This window comes from Rhizobium sp. Root483D2, from assembly GCF_001426685.1.
In the GTDB taxonomy this organism is placed as follows: Bacteria; Pseudomonadota; Alphaproteobacteria; order Rhizobiales; family Rhizobiaceae; genus Pararhizobium; species Pararhizobium qamdonense.
This window is the reverse complement of record NZ_LMFB01000001.1, coordinates 1-20,837: the sequence shown is the minus strand read 5'-3', so window position 1 is coordinate 20,837 and position 20,837 is coordinate 1. Positions and strand designations below refer to the sequence as shown.

The following is a 20,837-nucleotide window of genomic DNA, read 5'->3' as shown; positions in this document are numbered from 1 at the left end:
TGAAGAGATGACTGGCGCACGGACATGACGGTTTTTCATCGCAACGAAACCCGCGAACCCCTTCCGGAAGCCCTGCGCGGCGGGGTCATCGCGATCGGCAATTTCGACGGCGTGCATCGCGGCCATCAGTCGGTGCTCGACAGGGCGCTGGAGGAAGCGCAAAAGCGCGGCGTGCCCGCCCTGGTGCTGACCTTCGAGCCGCATCCCCGCAGCGTCTTTCGCCCCGACCAGCCGGTGTTCCGCCTGACGCCAGCGCCGCTCAAGGCCCGCGTCCTCGAAGGCATGGGCTTTGCAGCCGTCATCGAATATCCGTTTGACCGGACGTTTTCGCAGCTGTCCGCATCCGATTTCATCCGCTCGATCCTGATGGACTGGCTGCATGCCAGCCATGTGGTCACCGGGTTCGATTTCCATTTCGGCAAGGGCAGGGAAGGCGGCCCGGCCTTCCTGATGGCCGCTGGCGGCGAAAACGGCTTTGGCGTGATGCTGGTCGATGCTTTCCGCGACGAAAGTGCCGCAGTGATTTCCTCCAGCCACATCCGTTCGCTGCTGGGCGAGGGTGACGTATCGCAGGCGGCCGGCCTGCTCGGCTACCGCTATACGGTGGAATCGGAAGTCATCGACGGCAAGAAGCTCGGCCGCACGCTGGGCTATCCGACCGCCAACATGCAGCTTCCGCCGGAAGTCGAACTGAGAAACGGCATCTACGCCGTGCGCTTCCGCCGCGCCGACGGCAGCATTCACGATGGCGTTGCCAGCTTCGGCAAGCGCCCGACGGTCGCCAGCAACGGCATTGCCCTGCTCGAAACCTTCGTCTTCGACTTTTCCGGCGATCTCTACGGCGAAGTCTGTTCGGTCTCCTTCTTCGGCCATCTGCGCGACGAGCTGAAATTCGACGGTCTCGATCCGCTGGTGGTGCAGATGAAAAAGGACGATGCCGAAGCGCGCGCATTGCTATCCGGCGTCAGGCCGCTCAGTATGATCGACAGAAAAATCGCATTCGCTGCGGATGCAAATTCTTAAAGGATGATCCCGATGGCCACCACGCCCCGCCGCCCCGTCAGCGCCATGGATGCCGCCGAAGCCCTGTTCAAGCCGGTCAAGAAGGCACCGGCACCCGCCGCCGAAAAACGCGCCTTGCCCGAAACCAGGGAACTCGTGTCGATCAAGCTCGACAGCGCCGTCCTCCACTATTTCCAGGACGACGGCCCCGGCTGGCAGGACCGCATCAACGACGCGCTACGCACCGTGATGCTGGCGAACCCGAAGGATTAAGGGGACTTTTCCCTCATCTCCCCAGCGGGGAGAAGGTGGCCCGAAGGGCCGGATGAGGGGGGCCGAAGGCCACTTCCGCAAAGCTCAGAGGTTGCCGAAGCACCCCCCTCTGTCACTGCGTGACATCTCCCCCTCAAGGGGGGAGATCGTTCTTTCCTCTTAAGCGCTCAAGGGCTGGTGGCTGATCTCCCCACTTGAGGGGGAGATGTCGGCGTCGCCGACAGAGGGGGGTGGGCGTCCCCGATCTCAGTCATCCGTGATGGTCGAAAAGCCGCCAAATCCCCATTCCATCGCCATCCGCGTATCGTTCTTTGAAACTTTGCCGTTGTCATCTTCCTTTTCGCGTAAAAACCGCTTAAACAACCGCCACCATGACCCGATATCGTCGATTGATACGTGATCAGCGAATTATTGGCCCGGCCTTCCCAGCGCTTTGATTGCCGCCGGAAGGTCCGGGTTTTCGGCGTTCGCTCTGAGCGCCACCGTTATCCCCTTTGAAGACATCCCGTCCGCATGCGCGGCGACACGCGCTCACAAGTGATTGCAAAAACCATGACCGTGACCTCAGAAACACTCGATTATTCCAAGACGCTCTATCTGCCCGAAACCGAATTCCCGATGCGCGCCGGCCTGCCGCAGAAGGAGCCGGAAACCGTTGCCCGCTGGCAGGAAATGGGCCTCTACAGACAACTGCGCGCCTCTGCCGCCGGCCGCGAAAAATTCGTGCTGCATGACGGCCCGCCCTATGCCAACGGCAATATCCATATCGGCCATGCGCTCAACAAGATCCTGAAGGATATCATCACCCGCTCGTTCCAGATGCGCGGCTTTGATTCCAACTATGTTCCGGGCTGGGATTGCCACGGCCTGCCGATCGAATGGAAGATCGAGGAAGCCTATCGCGCCAAGGGCAAGAACAAGGACGAGGTTCCCGTCAACGAATTCCGCCAGGAATGCCGCGACTTCGCCGCCAACTGGATCAAGATCCAGTCGGCCGAGTTCAAGCGCCTGGGCATCGAGGGCGATTTCGACAATCCCTATACGACCATGGCCTTCCACTCCGAGGCCCGCATCGCCGGCGAACTCCTCAAGATCGCCAAGTCCGGCCAGCTCTATCGCGGCTCCAAGCCGATCATGTGGTCGGTCGTCGAGCGAACGGCGCTGGCGGAAGCCGAGGTCGAATATGCCGATATCGAGAGCGACACGATCTGGGTGAAGTTTCCGGTGCTGGAAGGGCCTGAAAGCCTCTCGGACGCTTTCGTCGTCATCTGGACGACGACCCCCTGGACCATCCCGGGCAACCGCGCCATCGCCTATTCGGCGCGCTATCCCTACGGCCTGTTCGAAGTCGAAAGTGCCGAAAACGACTTTGGCCCGCAGCCGGGTGAAAAGCTGATCTTCGCAACGCGCCTAGCTGAAGAGTGCGCCCCCAAGGCCAAGGTGACGCTGAAACTGGTCCGTGAGGTTTCGGCCGACGAACTGGCCGCGATCACCTGCGCCCATCCGCTGGCGCATCTTGGTTACACCTTCAAGGTCCCGCTGCTCGCCGGCGACCACGTCACCGATGAGGCCGGTACCGGTTTCGTCCATACCGCGCCCGGACACGGTGCCGATGACTTCGAGGCCTGGATGGACAACGCCCGGGCTCTGGAAGCGCGCGGCATTTCGCCGAAAATCCCCTTCACCGTCGATGATGCCGGTTTCTACACCGCCGATGCGCCCGGTTTCGGCCCGGATCGCGACGGTGGCGCCGGCCGCGTCATGGATGACAACGGCAAGAAGGGCAATGCCAACGATCTCGTCATCAAGGCGCTGATCGAAACAAAGACCCTGTTTGCCCGCGGCCGCCTGAAGCACAGCTATCCGCATTCCTGGCGTTCGAAGAAGCCGATCATCTTCCGCAACACGCCGCAATGGTTCGTCTATATGGACAAGGACCTTGCCGACGGCACGACGCTGCGCAACCGCGCGCTCTCGGCCATCGACAATACCCGCTTCGTGCCCGCCGCCGGCCAGAACCGCCTGCGCGCGATGATCGAAAACCGCCCGGATTGGGTCCTGTCGCGCCAGCGCGCCTGGGGCGTGCCGATCGCTGTCTTTGCCGACGTTGACGGCGAAGTTCTGGTGGATGAAGCCGTCAATGCCCGCATCATCGAGGCTTTCGAGGCCGAGGGTGCGGACGCCTGGTTTGCCGAAAGTGCCAAGGACCGGTTCCTCGGCAAGGATCATGACCATGAAAAGTGGATCCAGGTCATGGACATCCTCGACGTCTGGTTCGATTCAGGCTGCACCCACACTTTCACGCTCGAAGACCGCCCCGACCTGAAATGGCCGGCCGATGTCTATCTCGAAGGCTCCGACCAGCATCGCGGCTGGTTCCATTCGTCGCTGCTCGAAAGCTGCGCGACGCGTGGCCGTGCGCCGTACAATGCCGTCGTCACCCATGGGTTCACGATGGATGAGAAGGGCGAGAAGCAGTCGAAGTCCAAGGGCAATGTCGTTGCCCCACAGGACGTGATGAAGGAATCGGGCGCCGATATCCTGCGCCTGTGGGTCGCCACCACCGATTACTGGGAAGATCAGCGGCTCGGCAAGGCGATCATCCAGACCAATATCGACAGCTATCGCAAGCTGCGCAACACGATCCGCTGGATGCTCGGCACGCTGGCGCATGACAAGGGCGCAGAAGGCGGCGATGATGTCGCCTTTGCCGATATGCCGGAACTCGAGCGCCTGATGCTGCACCGCCTGTCGGAACTCGACCAGCTGGTGCGCGAAGGTTACGACGCCTTCGATTTCAAGCGCATCGCCCGTGCCCTGATCGATTTCTCCAATATCGAGCTGTCGGCCTTCTATTTCGACATCCGCAAGGACGCGCTCTATTGCGACGCGCCGTCGAGCTTGCGCCGCCGTGCGAGCCTTGTGGTCATCCGCAAGCTGTTTGACTGCCTCGTCACCTGGCTTGCGCCGGTTCTGCCGTTCACCACGGAAGAAGCCTGGCTGTCGCGTGATCCCCAGGCGGTCTCCGTCCATCTCGAACAGTTCCCGGCCGTGCCCGCCGAATGGCGCGACGAGGCGCTGGCCGAGAAGTGGAAGAAGATCCGCACGGTGCGCAAGGTGGTGACCGGCGCGCTGGAAGTGGAACGCCGCGACAAGCGGATCGGCTCGTCGCTCGAAGCCGCCCCCGTGGTTCACATCGGCGATGCCGATCTGCTCGCGGCCCTGGACGGTGAGGATCTGGCGGAAATCTGCATCACGTCCGGTGTGACGATCGTTGCCGGTACGGGCCCGGAGCAAGCCTTCAAGCTTGACGATGTCGCCGCCGTCAGCGTCGAGCCGGTTCTGGCAGAAGGCGTCAAATGCGCCCGGTCCTGGCGCATCACCGCCGATGTCGGCTCCGATGCAGCGTTCCCCGATGTGTCGGCGCGCGATGCGCTGGCGCTGCGTGAACTTGGCTACGCTTCTTAAGGGATTGTTTACCGGGTGAATTGCGTAATTGGCCTTCATCCGGTAAACCTGCCTGAAAATCGGCGGATTTATCCGTCATGGGCGCAGCAATGCCGCTCAAGTATCGATCGTGCCGGCACCGCTGGAAGGGTTTTCATGGGAATGACGCGAGAGTTTCGAGTGTATGCTGGTCTGTTTGCCGTTGTGGCAGGCAGCGTCGTGCTGACCGGCTGCATTGGCGGCCCGACCTATGGTACCGAAAAGACGGCCGGCGAACATCTGATGGACGACCTTGGCAGCTCGGTGAGCCTGGGGAGCGCCAAGCCCAATACCGTCAAGTATCAGCCGCGTCCCGGCCTGGTTCTGCCGCCATCGGGCGAAGCCGCGCAATTGGTTCAGCCGCAGCAGAATCTCGCCAGCAAGGACAATCCGCAATGGGTTGAATCGCCGGAAGACACGCGCCAGCGTCTGCGCGCGGAGGCCGATGCCAATGCCGATACGATTGGGTACGTCTCGCCTCTGGCCAAATCCAGCGCCAATGGCCGCAATCTGACGACGGCTGAACAGACCAAGGCCTATCGCGAAGCCCGCAAGATCCAGATGGGCGCCTATGCCGACAAGCGCCGCTTCCTTAGCGACCCGCCGCTCGAATACCGCAAGCTGCCGGAAGAGGCGACGGCGGATCTGGGCGAGCCGGAACAGGTCAAGGAACGCCGCCGCAAGAAGGAAGCCGCCGTCAAGGGCAGCGGCAAGAAGTGGTACGATATTTTCTGATGTTCGATGTTTGAAATTCGCAAGGCTACCCCCAAGGACGCAGAGACCATCCTGCGTTTCATCAGCGAACTGGCCGTCTACGAAAAGGCAGGCCATGAGGTCGAGGCGACCGTTCAGACGGTGACCTCCTCGCTGTTTGGCGAACATTCCGTGTCGCATGCGGCCATCTGCGAGCGCGATGGCGTGCCCGTCGGTTTCGCCGTCTGGTTCTTCAGCTATTCCACATGGCTGGCGCGCAACGGCCTTTATCTCGAAGATCTCTACATCACACCGGACCAGCGCGGATCAGGCGCCGGACGCACGATGCTGCGTTATCTGGCACGGATCGCGGTTGAAAAGGGATGCGGCCGCTTCGAGTGGAGCGTGCTCGACTGGAACGAGCCGGCCATCAAGGCCTATGAGGCGATCGGCGCCGAGCCCCTGTCGGAATGGACGCGGTACCGTCTGTCCGGAGAAGCGCTTGAAAGCTTTGCCGCCGGGTAGAAATTGAGGTGACCCTCAGCGCCGCCCGGCAAAGAATTCCTTGAGGATATCCGCAGCACTTTGTCCGGACAGTCCGGAATAGACATCGGGTGCGTGATGGCAGGTCGGCTGGCTGAAAAAGCGGACGCCGTTATCGACGCCGCCGCCCTTTGGATCTTCCGCTCCATAGTAAAGCCGGCGCAGCCGGGCAAACGAAATGGCGGCCGCGCACATGGTGCAGGGTTCCAGCGTCACGTAGAGGTCGGCGCCGTTCAGCCGCTCGGCACCGATCATGCTGGATGCCGCGCGGATCACTTCGATTTCGGCATGCGCGGTAACATCGTTGCGCTCGCGCGTGCGGTTACCGGCACTGGCGATGATCGTGCCGTTTAAGACAAGAACTGCGCCCACAGGCACTTCGCCGCGGGCGGCTGCCATTCTGGCCTCGTCCAAGGCCAAATCCATAAACCGGCTCGTTTCAGCCATCGTTGCGACCCATGATAATTTCTCTTAACCCAAGGGCCGTGACCTGATAGGACAGCCCAAAAGGCAGGCAACACAAATGACATTCAAAGACAAGCCCCAGCGGCCTGGCGGCAAACCCGCACGGTCCGACAAGAAGCCCGGCGCGCGCAAGACCGCTGCCGATCATTCGGCGGTTGATAGCACCGATACGGAAAAGCCGCGCAAGCCACGGCCGGCAGCAACCGAAACCGTCGGCGCCGATGTGCCGCAGCGCATTTCCAAGATCATGGCGCGCGCAGGCGTCGCCTCGCGCCGCGATATCGAGCGCATGATCATGGAAGGCCGCGTTTCGCTGAACGGCAAGCTGCTCGACAGCCCGGTCGTCAACGCAACGCTTGCCGATCACATCGAAGTGGACGGCCAGCCGATCCGCGGCATCGAGCGCACCCGCCTCTGGCTCTATCACAAGCCGTCCGGCCTGGTGACCACCAATTCCGATCCGGAAGGCCGCCCGACGGTTTTCGACAATCTGCCGGAAGAATTGCCGCGCGTCCTGTCCATCGGCCGCCTCGACATCAACACCGAAGGCCTGCTGCTGCTCACCAATGACGGTGGTCTCGCCCGCGTGCTGGAACTGCCCGCCACCGGCTGGCTGCGCCGCTACCGCGTCCGCGCCCACGGCACGATCGACCAGGCAGCGCTCGACAAGCTGAAGGACGGCATCGCCGTTGATGGCGTGCTCTATGGCGCGATCGACGCGACGCTCGACAAGGTTCAAGGGTCCAATGTCTGGATCACCATGGGCCTGCGCGAAGGCAAGAACCGCGAAATCAAGAACGTCATGGGCGCGCTCGGCCTCGACGTGAACCGGCTGATCCGCATTTCCTACGGCCCGTTCCAGCTCGGCGAACTGCCGGAAGGCCAGGCGCAGGAAATCCGTGGCCGCACGCTGCGCGACCAGCTCGGTCCGCGCCTGATCGAAGATGCCAAGGCGAATTTCGATGCGCCGATCTTCGATGCTGCAGCCGCCGAAGAGGAAAAGCCGCAGAAGAACGAATGGGCGGCCGGAAAGCCGGAAGCCCGCGAGCGCGGCGCCTTCAAGGAAAAGGCCGGCGACAAGCGCGAGCGTGCCTTGTCGCGCCTGGACACGACCCGGCGCGACGATCGCGGCTCCGCCCGCCCAGAGCGCAATGACCGTGGCGGCCGCGATGCGCCCGAGGCAAAATTCGACGGCCCGAAGCGCGAACCGGGTTTCCGCGCCCGCAAGGCCAATGTCTGGATGGCGCCGGGCGCCCGGCCTCTGCCGGAAAAGAAAGCCAAGGACGCGCAGGCTGCCGACACCGCTGAAAAGCCCGTGCGCCGTGAGCGTCCGGAAGGCGCACCGGCGGTCAAGCGGTATGGCAAGACCAAGGACGGCCTGGCGACGAAATCCAACCGGAAGTTCGATCCGGACCGCAAGAAGGCCTCCGTTTACGATCGTCCCGATCGCGGCCCGCGCGTGATCGTCACGCGTGACGCAGACGACAATGACTGGATCCGCGCCACCGACGAGCCGAGCCGCGACGAAGGCCGGGGCGGCGACCGCAAGCGTTCGGGCGGCGACGATCGTGGCGCCCGCAGCTTCGGTGACCGCGCTCCGCGTGGCGACCGGCCTCAGGGAGATCGCCCGCCGCGCCGCGAAGGTGGCGACAAGCCGTTCGGTGACCGCAAGCCGCGCACTGAAGGCGCACGGTCGTTCTCCGACCGGCCGAGAAGCGACCGGCCTGCAGGCGACCGTCCGGCAGGCGAGCGCCCGCGCAAGCCCTTCGGCGAAAAGTCGTTCTCGCGTGAGGATGGCGACCGCAAGCCACGGGATTTCGGTGATCGTCCGCCGCGTTCCGACCGCCCGCAGGGTGACCGTCCGTTCGGCGGCAAGCCTTCGGGTGACCGGCCGGCCGGCGGCAAATCCTTCGGCGGCAAGCCGGGTGGCGCAAAGCCGTTCGGCGCAAAGACCGGTGGTCCCCGCAAGCCGGGTGGCGGCGGTGGAAAGCCTGCGGGCGGACGCCCGGCCGGCGGCAAGCCACGCGGACGCGGGAACTAAGCGCCGGTGCGGATCGTTGCTGGCGAATTTCGCGGTCGCGGGCTGGCAACGCCGAGCTCCAACGACATCCGGCCGACCACCGACCGGACACGCGAAAGCCTGTTCAATATTTTAAGCCATGCCTATCCGGATGCGCTTGAGGGCCGGGTTCTCGATCTGTTTGCAGGCACCGGCGCGGTGGGGCTGGAAGCCCTGTCGCGCGGCTGCCGTCACGCCCTGTTCGTTGAAATGGGCACCGAGGGCAGGGGCCTGCTGCGCACCAATATCGAAGCGTTCGACCTGACCGGCCGGGCGCGCGTCTTCCGCCGCGATGCCACCGATCTCGGTGCCGCCGGCACCGTCGAGCCGTTCCAGTTCCTGTTTGCCGATCCGCCCTACGCCAAGGGTCTCGGCGAAAAGGCGCTGGCATCGGCGGCAGCGGGCGGCTGGCTGGTGCCGGGGGCGCTGGCGATCCTGGAAGAGCGGGCCGATATTTCGCCGGTCCTTCAGGACGGTTTCGAACTGGTCGAAGACCGCCAGTTCGGAGAAACCCGGATGCATTTCTACCGTTACCGCGCCGTGTGACACCGGAAAGACGCTGAGCATGACGCAAGGCCTCGAAACATCGAAAAAACCGGCGGACCCGACCGTCGCCATCGCCTTCGGCGGCGGCGGTGCGCGCGGGCTTGCCCATATTCATGTGATCGAGGCGCTGGACGAACTCGGCATCCGTCCCACCGTGATCGCCGGCTCGTCGATCGGCGCCATCATGGGCGCAGCCATGGCGGCAAGCATCAGCGGCGCTGAGATCCGTGAGCATACGCTTGCCACGGTTGGCCGCCGCAAGGAGATCGTCAACCGGCTCTGGAGCGTGCGCCCGGCCAGTTTCAAACAGGCGGTCGTGGGCGGTTTCCGCTTCGGCCAGTTCAATCTCGAACGCATCCTGCCTGCCTTCCTGCCGCCGGCAATCCCAAAAGAATTTGCCGGTCTCGCCATCCCGCTGCAGGTCACCGCGACCGATTATTACGGTCAGTCAGAGCATGTCTGCAAAAGCGGCGACCTGCATCAGGCGCTTGCCGCATCGGCGGCAATCCCGGCCATGTTCATGCCGGTGCGCATCGGCGGCCGCGTGATGATCGACGGCGGCATCTGCAATCCCGTGCCGTTCGATCTTCTAAAAGGGCTCGCCGATATCGTCATCGCCGTCGATGTGGTCGGCGGACCGGACGGCGACGGCGAAACCATGCCAAGCCGGATCGACAGCCTGTTCGGCGCCAGCCAGCTGATGATGCAGTCAATCATCGCCATGAAAATGAAGGCACACCCGCCGGATATCCTGTTGCGCCCGGAGGTCAACCGCTTCCGGGTCATGGATTTTCTCAGGGCACAGGAAGTGCTGACGGCAACGGCCGCCGTCAAGGATCAGCTGAAGACGGCGCTCGGCCACGCCATCGAAGCCCGGATGAAGCTGTAAGCGCTTGCCGCATTTTCCCGGCCCCCTCCATGGCGGCCGGGAAAACGAGATCGCTGATCAGCCCTCGCAATTGCTGGGCGCTGCCTTTCCGGCAAACCGGTCCTTGATCCAGTCGATCTGGACGCTGGTGGTTTTGGTCATTGCGGCGAGATGGTCGAGGTCGGGAAAGCTGCGATATTCCAGCTCCGGTTTCAGCGCGCAGGCTTTCTTGACCGCGTCGCGGGTGGCCTCCACCGGCACGGCATTGTCGCCTTCGCCGGCAATGACCAGGATCGGTCCTGCAATCGGCGTTTCCCCGGCGGAGTTTTCAAGGAAGAATTTTCGCACCGGGCCGTTCTCACGCCATTCCGGCTTAAGCATCTGCGGTGCCTCGACGCCGGCATAGGTGAGGGCCGCATAGTACAGGCAGCCGTTTTCGGTGATGTCCTTGTAATGCGATTGACCGGTCTGCGACAGCATGTCGGCAGGCTTGAAGTCGCCGGGATAACGCTGCGCCACGCCGTAGGCGTGCCAGCCGAGATAGAACCCCGCGCCCTTGGTCGCCTCCGGATGATCGAGAAACCAGCCAAGATGCGTTGCGGCCGCGATCGATACGGCGCCCAGATAGTTTTCGTCCGGCTTCACCCTCAGCGCTTCGGCAACACCCCATGCGGCAAGCCCGCCCTGCGAATGGCCGGAAACCACCCATTTTTTACCAAGGGCCGGGACAGCCGCCTGTGCCGCCGGAAGCGCGTTGATGATGTCTTCGGCGTGATCGGCCTTGTTCATATAGGGATGCGCACCCGGCGCCCCGAGCCCGGAATAGTCGGTGGCGACGACGGCAAATCCGGCGGCGAGCATGTCGGTCAGGCCTTTTGCGCCGTAATAGACGTCCTTCATCGCCGAGGGCGCACATTGGCGCGCCATGCCGCTTGTGCCATGCGCCCAGGCGATGACCGGCCAGCCTCCGGCAGGCGGTGTGCCAGCCGGGGTCAGCACCACGCCAGAGGTCACCGCATCCTTGCCGCCCTGGAGGGATTGATAGAGAATGCGGGTCGCACCGGTGCCAGGCGGCAATGCGTAACCCGTGACGCTTTCCTTGGCGAGAAGCGCGCCCGCCCGTCCGGCTTCAAGCGCAACGGGCTGGTCGTAAAAACCGGTCGGCGGCATCTCGTTGCGCTTCTCGGCTTCGATCGCCTGCGCAAGCGTCTGCGGAAATTTCGGCGGGTCTGCTGCTCGCACCGTCAATGGACAGGCCAGAGCTGCGGCCATGACCATTTTCGAAATTGCGCCGGTTTTTGAACGTTTTCCCATCTTTATATGCACCGAATCTCCTCCCATGGTTGCAATGCGGGAAAAGAAATACGGGTTGAAAAGAGTTTGTCAATTACGGTATCAGCCGCATTTGCAACACTTTCAGTGCCGCAAGGTGCTCCCTGCGAATACCATTTTAAAGTTGTATATAATATGAGACGGCGGCGATCATTCTCCCGAGGCTGGCTGTCGCGGGCCCCTGTTTTATCAATCCGCCTTGGCAAGAACCTCGGCTGCCGGTTTCGGCTTTACCGGCGGGGCTGACGGCAGGATATCGTCGTCGGCGGCAAGCGAGGGTGCCGTCTCGCGCCGGGGCTTGATCAGCGGCTCCGGCTTTACCGGTTCGAAATGCAGCATGTCGCGTCCGGCGCTGATTCCCTCGGCTTCCTGCACCACCAGGCGGGCCTCGTCGCGGCGGCGGATATCGTTCATGATGGCCTCAGCCTCGTTATCGGCAATCCCCAATCCTTCCAGCGTCTTGCGTCCGAAGACGAGGCCGGACTCGAAGGTCTCGCGCAGCTCGTAATCGACGCCGCGAGCGCGCAGCGACAGCGTGTGCAGCCGGTCATAGGCGCGCGCGAAAATCCGGGCATTGGGATATTCCGCCTGCACCATATCGACGATCCGGTCGGTGATCTCCTGCTTCTGCGTGCAGATGGCAACGATCTTGGCGCGCTCGATGCCGGCGGCGCGCAGCACGTCCAGCCGCGTCCCATCGCCGAAATAGATGCGGAACCCGAAGGTCGCAGCCTGGCGCACACGCGCGGCGGAATGATCGATGATTGTCACTTCGCGGCCACCGGCGAGCAGGATCTGCGAGGCGATCTGGCCGAAGCGGGAAAACCCGATCATCAGCACGTCGGCGCCAGCCCCTTCAAAATCCTCTTCCATCTCTTCGGTCGCCTCGTCCTGCTCCTGCATGAGAAGCCCTGAAAGCGCGGAGGCTGCCGGCGTCAGCGCCATGGACAGGGTGACGATGACGATGAGAAGCGATGCCCAGCTATCGGGAAACACGCCGGCGCTGGCTGCTGCCGTAAACAGCACGAAACCGAATTCGCCACCCTGCGGCAGAAGCAGGCCGATGCGCACAGCATCATTGTGCGGCGAGCCGGTCAGCCGGCAGATGGTGTAGATCACCAGAGCCTTGAGCAGCATCAGCGAGGGGACCGCGATCAGGATCAGCACGTAGTTGTCGACGATGACCTTGAGATCGAGCGACAGTCCGACCGCCATGAAGAACAGGGCAAGCAGAAGCCCGCGGAACGGCTCGATATCCGCCTCCAGTTCATGCCGGTAGGACGATTCCGCCAGAAGCACGCCGGCCAGAAACGCCCCCATCGCCATGGAAAGTCCGGCCAGCTGCATCAGCGTGGCGGCGCCCAGAACGATGAACAGGGCGGCGGCGATCATCACCTCGCGCGCGCCCGTGCGGGAGATCACCTGGAACAGCGGATTGAGCAGATAGCGCCCGGCGACCACCATGATCAGGATGGCGCCGACGGCCACGGAAAAATCCTGCAGCGGCGGCGTCGTATCTTCCGGCGCCTGCAGGGCAACCAGCGGGATCAGCGCCAGAAGCGGCACAATCGCCAGATCCTGCAGCAGCAGCACCGAGAAGGCGCGCTGGCCATGGCGCGTATTGGTGTCGCCATTCTCATCGAGGATCTGCAGCGCAAAGGCGGTCGAGGACAGCGCCAGGCCGAAACCGGTGATGACGCTGCCGCTCCAGTCGAGCAGCCCGGCGAAGAAAACGATGGCGGAGATCAAAGCGCCTGTTACCAGCACCTGCGCGCTGCCGAGACCGAAAATGTCGCGCCGCATCTGCCACAGGCGCGAGGGCTTCAGCTCCAGGCCAATGACGAACAGCAGGAATACGACGCCCAGTTCCGCAAAACCGAGGATCTGTTCGCCGTCGCTGATCTGGTGCAGCAGCGGGCCGATGATGACGCCGGCCGCCAGATAGCCAAGGACGGTGCCGAGCCCGAGCTTCTTGAAGATCGGCGCTGCGACGACAGCGCCACCGAGCAGAAGCAGAGCCTGTGATGTAAGAGCGGGTGACGTCGACATAACAGTTCTTTCCTGGCGCGCAGCCGCAGGGTTGCAGCTCTGGCGTGTCTGGCTGGGCAGGAGTTTGCCCTAAATTTGGCATTTGGTCGGGGGCGGCGGTCAAGAATCAGGATATGCCCTTGATGCCGGTCCTACTGCACAATAAATGGAGCGGGAATGAAAGGCTAAATCATGTCCGATATTATCGATTCCGGTGTTCTGCAGACAAGGGCGGCCGCGCTCATCGATTTGGCGCTGAAGGCGGGTGCCGATCAGGCCGATGCCGTGGTCGTGCGGGGCCGCTCCCGCTCCGTTTCCGTGCGGCTTGGCAAGGTCGAGGGTACCGACGCCTCGGAAAGCGATGATTTTTCACTGCGGGTTTTCGTCGGCCGCCGTGTCGCCAGCGTTTCGGCCAATCCGGGCTTTGACCTGAAGGTTCTGGCCGAGCGTGCCGTGGCGATGGCCAAGGCCTCGCCCGAGGACCCCTATGCCAGCCTCGCCGACAGCGAACGCCTGGCACGCTCCTATCCCGAACTTGAGCTTTACGATCCGGCGGAGGTCTCCACGGAAACCCTGACCGCCGCAGCGCTGGAAGCTGAAGAAGCGGCACTTGCAGTCAAGGGCGTCACCAATTCGAGCGGCGCCGGCGCATCCGCCGGCATGGGCGGTCTGGTTCTGGTCACGTCGCACGGCTTTTCCGGCGCCTATATGGGCACCCGGTTCGGACGCTCCGTCAGCGCCATTGCCGGCGACGGCACCAAGATGGAGCGCGATTACGATTTCGACAGCCGCCTCTATTTCGCCGACCTGAAATCCGCAGCCGAGATCGGCCGCACCGCCGGCGAAAAGGCGGTTGCCCGCATCGGTCCACGCCAGGTTCCGACCCAGAAGAATGTCACGGTTATTTTCGATCCGCGCATGTCGCGGGGTTTTGCCGGCCATATTGCCGGTGCGATCAACGGTGCCTCGGTTGCCCGCAAGACCTCGTTCCTGCGCGACATGATGGGAAAGCCGGTGATGAAGGCCGGCATCACCGTGACGGATGATCCGCTGGTGGTGCGGGGGTCCGCCTCGCGTCCGTTCGACGGCGAAGGGGTCACCGGGCAGAAATTGTCGATGATCGAGGATGGTGTGCTGCAGCAGTGGTTCCTCTCCACTTCGACCGGACGCGAACTTGGTCTGGAAACCAACGGGCGTGGCGCGCGTGGCGGCACGGCCGTTTCGCCGTCCTCAACGAATTTTGCGCTGGAACCCGGCGATATCTCACGCGAAGAGCTGATCCGCAGCGTCGGAACCGGTTTCTACGTCACCGAACTGATCGGCCAGGGCGTCAATATGCTCACCGGCGAATATAGCCGTGGTGCCTCCGGATTCTGGATCGAAAATGGCGAATTGACCTTCCCGGTATCCGAAGTCACGATCGCCTCCAATCTGAAGCAGATGTTCTTCGCCATCACGCTTGCCGACGATATCGACCGCAAGTTCGGCGTCGCTGCCCCGACGCTTGCCATCGAGGGCATGACGCTTGCGGGCAAATAAGGCCCGTCCGGATAGCTTTAACGCGGCCGATGCTGCGGGAAATGGAAGACCAAGATGAACGCCCGCTTTTCGCCGGATGACTGGAGCAGCGATCTCACCCTGATCACGATGGCGGCGAACGCTGCGGGTGAAAAGGCGCTGTCCTATTTCCGCAAGGATCCGGACGTCCAGTGGAAGAATGGCGGCCGCTCGCCGGTCAGCGAGGCGGATTTCGCCGCCAACGATATCCTCAAGGAAAAACTCCTGGCCGCGCGGCCGAATTACGGCTGGCTGTCGGAAGAAACCGATGACGATGCAGCAAGGCTCGGCTGCGATACCGTGTTCGTGGTCGATCCCATCGACGGCACGAGAGCCTTCATTGCCGGCAAGGATGTCTGGTGCGTCAGCGTTGCCGTCGTGCATCTTGGCCGTCCGGTGGCGGGCGTCCTCTTCGCGCCGGCGCTTGGCGAGTTGTTTCAGGCGGTCTTAACCGGTGACGCGCTGAAGAACGGTGAGCCGATCAGCGTCAGGCCAACCGGTGCGGACGTCCTGCGGATAGCGCTTGCCGAGGAGACGGTCGGCTTGCTGGAACAGGGGTATCGCGCCAGCGTGTCGCGCATTCCGCATGTGCCGTCGCTCGCCTACCGGATTGCGATGATCGCCGATGGCCGGATCGATGGCACGATCGTCAAGAAAAACTCCCATGATTGGGACCTGGCAGCCGCCGACCTGATCCTGGAGCGGGCAGGCGGGGCGCTTTTCGGGCTTGATGGACAGCCGCTTTCCTACAATCGCCCCAATGTTCGTCATACCGTGCTCTGCGCGGCGGCAAGGCCCGCTTTACCGGCATTGATTGCGGCGTCTCAGGGGCTGGAGGGCCATTGACCTTTCCGGCTGAATGCCGCAAACCACAAGCAAAATACGGCAAGAAAATTGGATGGTCTGATGGCTCAGAATTCGGAAGTAAAACAGCGGCTGCACCTCGTGTTCGGCGGTGAATTGACGACACTCACCGGCGTCCAGTTCCGCGATCTCGAAAAGCTCGATGTCGTCGGCATCTTCCCTGATTACGACACGGCCCTGACGGCATGGAAATCCAAGGCCCAGCTGACCGTCGACAATGCGCATATGCGCTATTTCATCGTCCACATGCACCGGCTTCTGGATCCGGAACAGGCTTGATGCCAGGGCGTTTCGGACAGGCAGGCCGCGCGGCTGAAGAGGCTGCCTTCGCCTTTACAGACGGCTTTTGCGCTGGCTGCTGTGCGCAGGACCTGACCCTATGAGCCGCATGCTCGCCCGGCTGGCTCTGTCAAGCTATCGCTGGATCGGCACGGCGGTCTATCCGCTGGTCTGGGGCTATCTGGCTGCCCGCGCCGCCAAGGGCAAGGAAGACAGCGCCCGCCGCCAGGAGCGCTATGGCCATGCCAGCGCGCCCCGCCCGCATGGGCCGCTGGTGTGGTTCCATGCCGCCAGCGTCGGCGAGACGACGGCCATCATTCCCTTGATCCATGAAGTTTCGCGCCGGGGCATCTCCGTGGTGCTGACCACCGGCACGAAGACATCGGCCCGCATCGTTGCCGACCGGCTGGGCGCGCGTGTCACCCATCAATACGTGCCGCTCGATTTCAAACCGGCCGTCAGCCGCTTTCTCGATTATTGGGAGCCGGATCTGGCGATCATCGCGGAATCGGAGATCTGGCCGATGACGATGATGGAGCTCGGGAACCGTCATATTCCGCAGGTTCTGGTCAATGGCCGCCTGTCGGACCGCACCTTCGGCCGCTGGAAAAAGCGCCTGTGGCTTGCCGACGCGCTGTTTGAAAACCTGGCGCTGGTCATTGCGCAATCCGACGCCGATGCCGACCGTTTCCGCACGCTGGGCGCCCTGCCGGTGATGGTCTCCGGCAATCTGAAGGTCGATACCGATGCGCCGCCGTATGACAATCACGCGCTGAAACATTACCGCCAGCAGATCCGCGACCGCAAGACCTGGGCCGCCATTTCCACATTCGAGGGCGAGGAAAATGCCGCAGGCATCGTCCACCGCGCGCTGAAGGAACGCACCGGCCTCCTGACCGTGATCGTGCCCCGCCATCCCGAGCGCTGCGACGCGATCGAGACGATGCTGACCTCCAAGGGACTGACGGTCGCCAGGCGCACCCGCAACGATCCGATCACCCCGGAAACCGATATTTTCCTGGGCGATACCATTGGCGAGATGGGGCTCTACCTGCGTTTGACCGAGGTGGCCTTCGTCGGCCGCTCGCTGTTTGCCGAAGGCGGGCAGAACCCGCTGGAGCCGGCCATGCTCGGCTGCGCCATCCTGTCGGGCGGCAATGTCCAGAATTTCCGCGACACCTACCAGATGCTCGCCAAGAACGGCAGCGCCAAGATCATCCGCGATGTCGAGATGCTGGCCAAGGGGGTCAATTATCTTCTCGTCAACGACGAAGTGCGTCGCAAGATGATCGATGCCGGGCTCGAAACCGTGCATGAAATGCGCGGAGCATTGTCGGCGACGATCCGGGGGCTTGAACCCTATATCAACCCGCTGACGGTGAAGGCACGGCTGCAGCCACGCGGCGATAACTGACACTTTTTCCGGTGAGATATTCATGACGGCCGACAGAACCATTTCCGGTATCCTCTTCGACAAGGACGGAACGCTGCTCGATTACGTAAAGAGCTGGGTTCCGGTCAATTACGAGGTCGCCAGCATCGCGGCCAATGGCGATGCGGTTCTGGCAAGACGCCTGCTGGTGGCCGGCGGCATGGATCCCGATACCGGCCATGTCACGCCCGACAGCCTGCTGGCCGCAGGCAATACGATCGAGATCGCCACCGGCATGGTCGCGGCCGGCGCCCCCTTTACGGTCGAGGCGCTGACGGTGAAGCTTGACGGATTGTTTTCCAATTCGGCCGCCTATGCGGTGCCGGTGACCGACCTTGCCACGTTCTTTGCCGGCCTTCACGCCAAGGGCTACCGCCTCGGCGTTGCCTCCAGCGACAACGAACGCTCGATCCGGGAAACCGCAAAACGCTTCGGTTTCGACGGTTATCTTCATTATGTCGCAGGCTATGACAGCGGCTTCGGCACCAAGCCGCAGCCCGGCATGGTGCATGGTTTCTGCGCGGCGACCGGGCTTGAGCCCCACCAGATCGCGGTCGTCGGCGACAACAATCACGACCTGCACATGGGCCGCAACGCCGGCGCCGGCCTGACAGTTGCGGTCCTCACCGGCACCGGCTCGCCACAATCGCTGGCTGCCGCATCCGATCACTGCCTCAACGACATCACCGAGCTTGAGACTGTTTTGGTGTAACGCGCGCGCTGTTGCTTAGCGGAATAGCTGCATCAGCAGTGACGGCGCGTTGTTGGCGATATTCAGCGCCTGGACGGCCAGCTGCACCTGTGCCTGCACCGCTTTCAGCTTGGTCGAGGCATCGTTCATATCGGCATCCACCAGCCGGCCGATGCCCTTCTGGATCGTCGATGTCAGCGTCCTGTTGAAATCCGTTTGCATGTCGATGCGCATGCTGAGCGATCCGAGCGTCGCTGCCCGGTCCGTCAGGGTCGAATGGATATCGTCATAGCGCTTCAGCAGCAGATCGGTGGCGGTTTCGACGAGATCGTCGGGCACTTCCCCCATATGCGAGGCGCTGAACATATCGTCGGTGCCCATCCCGATCTGGGTGCGGCCGTTGAAGGCCGGTAGCCAGGCGGTGATCTTGGCCGGATCCGGATGCGGCACGCCGCCGGTCATGCCGTCTGCCTGTGGCGTGTCGGCCAAGCCGTTCTGCGCCGAGGTGCTGCCATCGGCATTCTTGTAGCTGGCCGGGCCGAAGACGTTGAGGTTGCTGTCGCCATAGATGTTGATGATGCCGACCTTGCCCTTGGTATAGCTCGCAACGATGCCGCCAAAGGCGACATTGGTGTCGGGAGGGCTCATCTCGATATAGTTCAGCGTCTTGCCGTTGCCATCGACATAGCTTTTCTCAGTATAGTGCAGATCGCCTGGCGCCAGCAGGTTGCGGCCGTTGAACGACGAAGACTGCGTGGTGGACAGAAACTGTTTTTCCAGCTCGTAGATTTCCGAGCTGACCTTGTAACGGTCCACACCCGGTTCTTTCATCGCCATGATCTTGGTCTTGATCTCGGACGTGATGGAAATGAGGTCCTCCATTCCCTGATAGGACACATCGACAAGGGCAGCCCCCAGTTCCAGCGCGTCGATGACGGTGCTCGTGGCCTTGGTGGTGTTGCGCATGTCGGTGGCGATCGACCAGTAGGCCGCGTTGTCGGCGGCTTCCGATATGCGCATGCCGGTGGTAATGACATCCTGCATCTTGGCATGGGTGCTGTCATTATGGCGCAGAACCGCCAAAGCGGCGGTGGCCGCCGAGTTGAAACTTATGTTCATTTTCAGGTCCGCTACGAAAAACAAAAAACGGAAAGACACCAGATCTGGTTAACCGAGAGTGCCGCAGTCTGGTTAATACTCGGTATAGCGCGGGGGGTGCTACGGCTCTTCCGGTAACGTCTTGCGGTGACGCACACCTTGGCAAAGACGCCAGCCGATGCGCTCGCGGCTTGCAATTGCCGGCAATCTGACGTTTTGTGTCGCCGGCTGCGACGGTTTTTTCTGCGGAAAAATTGTTTTCGGCAGGACGAAAAATGTGCCGCGCGCAACGTTGCGAAAACCGGGAGACACCGGCCGGCGCGGGGAGGCCTGGAAGGACTGATGGTTTCTGATGCACCGCCATTCTGGTGGACCAAGGCGGATTGGCGCGCCTATGGCCTCTGGCCTTTTTCTTGGATTTATGGACGTATTTCCGGCTCGCGCATGGATCATGCGCGCCGCGCTTCCGTGCCGGTTCCGGTCATCTGCGTCGGCAATTTCACCGTCGGTGGCGCCGGCAAGACCCCGACCGCGATCGCCTTGGCACGGGCTGCGCGCCGGCGCGGCTTGAAGCCCGGCTTTCTGAGCCGCGGCTATGGCGGCTCGCTCGATGTCACCACCGTGGTCGATCCCACCCATCACCGCGCCCGCGACGTCGGCGACGAGCCGCTGCTGCTTGCCCGCGAAGGCCTGGCCGTCATCTGCCGCAAGCGCGTCGAGGGCGCACGCCGCCTGGTGGCCGAAGGCGCCGATATCATCATCATGGATGATGGGTTCCAGAGCGCCCGGCTGACATTCGATTTTTCCCTTCTGGTGATCGACAGCCGCCGCGGTATCGGCAACGGCTTCCTCATCCCATCCGGTCCGGTCAGGGCGCCGATCCCCCAGCAGATCCGCCATGCTTCCGCAATCCTGAAGATCGGCAACGGTGATCGTGCCGACGCCCTCATCCGCCGCTGCGCCCGCGCCGGCAAGCAGATCTATGCCGCCAATGTCGAGCATCTGGATGATGGCGGTCTGAAGGATGTGGAGGTTCTGGGCTGGGCGGGGATTGCCGATCCGGAGAAATTCTTCCGCACGATCCGCGAGACCGGCGCCGTGATCGCCGAAACCCGCAGCTTCCCCGATCACCACCATTTTTCCAGCGACGAAATTGCCGACCTGCTCGATCATGCCTCTGCCAAGGGCTACCAGCTGGTAACCACCGCCAAGGACATGGTGCGGCTGGAACCGGAGCATGGCCGCGCCGGCGAACTGATGGAAAAAAGCAGGGTGATCGAGGTGGAGGTCCGTTTCGACGACCCCGGCTCACCCGGCAAGATCATCGATGCGGCGGTGAAGGCCGCGCGCACCCGCAACCTGCGCAAGTCGCCTGCATAGATGTGGCGCCTCGTACGAGGCTTTAGACTGCTGACAAGATATTATCTGATAACTCTGCAGGTCACTTGGGAAATTGAGCCTATCGCCAAATTCCCCTCATCCCCGCCCTTGTGGTGGGGATCCAGCCAGCTCAAGTCCTTGAGCTGAAAGGGTCTTTTGACCCGACAGACGTCGGGTCACTGGATCCCCGCCACAAGTGTAAAGCCCGGAGACATCCCTGACAGGTGTTCGGAGACATGCT

Annotated in this window: 18 protein-coding genes; 14 read left to right on the top strand and 4 right to left on the bottom strand. The window is 62.7% G+C overall.

The genetic code is table 11. The annotated features are described in order from the left end of the window. Positions 1-24 precede the first annotated feature (24 nt). The 5 genes from ASD32_RS00090 (at position 25) to ASD32_RS00070 (ending at position 5,979) form a co-directional block, all read left to right on the top strand. Entirely contained in the window at positions 25-1,023 is a 999-nt protein-coding gene (locus ASD32_RS00090) for a bifunctional riboflavin kinase/FAD synthetase (RefSeq protein ID WP_060635886.1), read from the top strand. Positions 1,024-1,035: 12 nt separating this feature from the next. Further along, complete coding sequence (locus ASD32_RS00085) at positions 1,036-1,275, top strand: BrnA antitoxin family protein (protein WP_060636224.1); 240 nt, start codon at positions 1,036-1,038, stop codon at positions 1,273-1,275. A gap of 552 nt (positions 1,276-1,827) precedes the next feature. Next, on the top strand, positions 1,828-4,743 hold the full coding sequence (gene ileS / locus ASD32_RS00080; protein WP_060636223.1) for an isoleucine--tRNA ligase: 2,916 nt from the start codon (positions 1,828-1,830) through the stop codon (positions 4,741-4,743). 135 nt (positions 4,744-4,878) lie between these two features. Further along, positions 4,879-5,496, top strand: a complete 618-nt coding sequence (locus ASD32_RS00075) for a hypothetical protein (RefSeq protein WP_060635885.1) — start codon at positions 4,879-4,881, stop codon at positions 5,494-5,496. A gap of 6 nt (positions 5,497-5,502) precedes the next feature. Then, positions 5,503-5,979, top strand: coding sequence for a GNAT family N-acetyltransferase (locus ASD32_RS00070; protein WP_060635884.1), 477 nt, complete (start codon positions 5,503-5,505; stop codon positions 5,977-5,979). A gap of 15 nt (positions 5,980-5,994) precedes the next feature. On the opposite strand, the gene ASD32_RS00065 is transcribed toward ASD32_RS00070, so the two are convergent. After that, complete coding sequence (locus ASD32_RS00065; protein ID WP_060635883.1) at positions 5,995-6,444, bottom strand: nucleoside deaminase; 450 nt, start codon at positions 6,442-6,444, stop codon at positions 5,995-5,997. Positions 6,445-6,520: 76 nt separating this feature from the next. Between ASD32_RS00065 and ASD32_RS00060 the strand changes: the two genes are divergently transcribed. Genes ASD32_RS00060 through ASD32_RS00050 form a run of 3 tightly spaced genes read left to right on the top strand, consistent with a single transcriptional unit; the run spans position 6,521 to position 9,956 of the window. Then, a complete protein-coding gene (locus ASD32_RS00060) occupies positions 6,521-8,503 on the top strand; it encodes a pseudouridine synthase (RefSeq protein WP_060635882.1) in 1,983 nt (660 codons plus the stop codon). Positions 8,504-8,509: 6 nt separating this feature from the next. Continuing rightward, positions 8,510-9,067 (top strand): 16S rRNA (guanine(966)-N(2))-methyltransferase RsmD, encoded by a 558-nt coding sequence (gene rsmD, locus ASD32_RS00055; RefSeq protein WP_060635881.1) that lies wholly within the window; start codon positions 8,510-8,512, stop codon positions 9,065-9,067. 19 nt (positions 9,068-9,086) lie between these two features. Further along, positions 9,087-9,956: a patatin-like phospholipase family protein gene (locus tag ASD32_RS00050; protein ID WP_060635880.1), complete on the top strand. Its 870-nt coding sequence runs from the start codon at positions 9,087-9,089 to the stop codon at positions 9,954-9,956. Positions 9,957-10,013: 57 nt separating this feature from the next. Here the strand turns inward: ASD32_RS00050 and ASD32_RS00045 are convergent, their stop codons facing one another. Further along, positions 10,014-11,207 carry an alpha/beta fold hydrolase gene (locus ASD32_RS00045; RefSeq protein WP_162252613.1) on the bottom strand — a complete coding sequence of 398 codons (1,194 nt, stop codon included), beginning with the start codon at positions 11,205-11,207 and terminating at the stop codon, positions 10,014-10,016. A gap of 249 nt (positions 11,208-11,456) precedes the next feature. Next, positions 11,457-13,316 (bottom strand): monovalent cation:proton antiporter-2 (CPA2) family protein, encoded by a 1,860-nt coding sequence (locus ASD32_RS00040; RefSeq protein ID WP_060635878.1) that lies wholly within the window; start codon positions 13,314-13,316, stop codon positions 11,457-11,459. A gap of 171 nt (positions 13,317-13,487) precedes the next feature. Here ASD32_RS00040 and ASD32_RS00035 point away from each other — a divergent pair, with 171 nt between their 5' ends. The 5 genes from ASD32_RS00035 to ASD32_RS00015 all read left to right on the top strand — a co-directional run bounded on the left by ASD32_RS00035 (position 13,488) and on the right by ASD32_RS00015 (position 18,139). After that, positions 13,488-14,834, top strand: a complete 1,347-nt coding sequence (locus ASD32_RS00035) for a TldD/PmbA family protein (protein ID WP_060635877.1) — start codon at positions 13,488-13,490, stop codon at positions 14,832-14,834. Positions 14,835-14,888: 54 nt separating this feature from the next. Then, a complete protein-coding gene (locus ASD32_RS00030; protein WP_060635876.1) occupies positions 14,889-15,698 on the top strand; it encodes a 3'(2'),5'-bisphosphate nucleotidase CysQ in 810 nt (269 codons plus the stop codon). 60 nt (positions 15,699-15,758) lie between these two features. Beyond that, complete coding sequence (locus ASD32_RS00025; RefSeq protein WP_060636222.1) at positions 15,759-15,995, top strand: DUF4170 domain-containing protein; 237 nt, start codon at positions 15,759-15,761, stop codon at positions 15,993-15,995. 100 nt (positions 15,996-16,095) lie between these two features. Continuing rightward, complete coding sequence (waaA, locus tag ASD32_RS00020) at positions 16,096-17,409, top strand: lipid IV(A) 3-deoxy-D-manno-octulosonic acid transferase (protein ID WP_060635875.1); 1,314 nt, start codon at positions 16,096-16,098, stop codon at positions 17,407-17,409. A gap of 22 nt (positions 17,410-17,431) precedes the next feature. Then, complete coding sequence (locus tag ASD32_RS00015) at positions 17,432-18,139, top strand: HAD family hydrolase (protein WP_060635874.1); 708 nt, start codon at positions 17,432-17,434, stop codon at positions 18,137-18,139. Between the two features lie 15 nt (positions 18,140-18,154). On the opposite strand, the gene ASD32_RS00010 is transcribed toward ASD32_RS00015, so the two are convergent. Continuing rightward, a complete protein-coding gene (locus tag ASD32_RS00010) occupies positions 18,155-19,237 on the bottom strand; it encodes a flagellin (RefSeq protein WP_082546569.1) in 1,083 nt (360 codons plus the stop codon). A 321-nt stretch (positions 19,238-19,558) separates the two neighbouring features. On the opposite strand from ASD32_RS00010, the gene lpxK reads away from it, so the two are divergent. Then, positions 19,559-20,596 carry a tetraacyldisaccharide 4'-kinase gene (gene lpxK, locus ASD32_RS00005; protein ID WP_060635872.1) on the top strand — a complete coding sequence of 346 codons (1,038 nt, stop codon included), beginning with the start codon at positions 19,559-19,561 and terminating at the stop codon, positions 20,594-20,596. Positions 20,597-20,837: the final 241 nt, after the last annotated feature.

Bases quoted from the DNA above. Each gene is read 5' to 3' on its own strand.
- ASD32_RS00090 (WP_060635886.1), top strand. From the start codon at position 25: ATGACGGTTTTTCATCGCAACGAAACCCGCGAACCCCTTCCGGAAGCC.
- ASD32_RS00085 (WP_060636224.1), top strand. From the start codon at position 1,036: ATGGCCACCACGCCCCGCCGCCCCGTCAGCGCCATGGATGCCGCCGAA.
- ileS (WP_060636223.1), top strand. From the start codon at position 1,828: ATGACCGTGACCTCAGAAACACTCGATTATTCCAAGACGCTCTATCTG.
- ASD32_RS00075 (WP_060635885.1), top strand. From the start codon at position 4,879: ATGGGAATGACGCGAGAGTTTCGAGTGTATGCTGGTCTGTTTGCCGTT.
- ASD32_RS00070 (WP_060635884.1), top strand. From the start codon at position 5,503: ATGTTTGAAATTCGCAAGGCTACCCCCAAGGACGCAGAGACCATCCTG.
- ASD32_RS00065 (WP_060635883.1), bottom strand. From the start codon at position 6,444: ATGGCTGAAACGAGCCGGTTTATGGATTTGGCCTTGGACGAGGCCAGA.
- ASD32_RS00060 (WP_060635882.1), top strand. From the start codon at position 6,521: ATGACATTCAAAGACAAGCCCCAGCGGCCTGGCGGCAAACCCGCACGG.
- ASD32_RS00050 (WP_060635880.1), top strand. From the start codon at position 9,087: ATGACGCAAGGCCTCGAAACATCGAAAAAACCGGCGGACCCGACCGTC.
- ASD32_RS00045 (WP_162252613.1), bottom strand. From the start codon at position 11,207: ATGGCCGCAGCTCTGGCCTGTCCATTGACGGTGCGAGCAGCAGACCCG.
- ASD32_RS00040 (WP_060635878.1), bottom strand. From the start codon at position 13,316: ATGTCGACGTCACCCGCTCTTACATCACAGGCTCTGCTTCTGCTCGGT.
- ASD32_RS00035 (WP_060635877.1), top strand. From the start codon at position 13,488: ATGTCCGATATTATCGATTCCGGTGTTCTGCAGACAAGGGCGGCCGCG.
- ASD32_RS00030 (WP_060635876.1), top strand. From the start codon at position 14,889: ATGAACGCCCGCTTTTCGCCGGATGACTGGAGCAGCGATCTCACCCTG.
- ASD32_RS00025 (WP_060636222.1), top strand. From the start codon at position 15,759: ATGGCTCAGAATTCGGAAGTAAAACAGCGGCTGCACCTCGTGTTCGGC.
- waaA (WP_060635875.1), top strand. From the start codon at position 16,096: ATGAGCCGCATGCTCGCCCGGCTGGCTCTGTCAAGCTATCGCTGGATC.
- ASD32_RS00015 (WP_060635874.1), top strand. From the start codon at position 17,432: ATGACGGCCGACAGAACCATTTCCGGTATCCTCTTCGACAAGGACGGA.
- ASD32_RS00010 (WP_082546569.1), bottom strand. From the start codon at position 19,237: ATGAACATAAGTTTCAACTCGGCGGCCACCGCCGCTTTGGCGGTTCTG.
- lpxK (WP_060635872.1), top strand. From the start codon at position 19,559: ATGGTTTCTGATGCACCGCCATTCTGGTGGACCAAGGCGGATTGGCGC.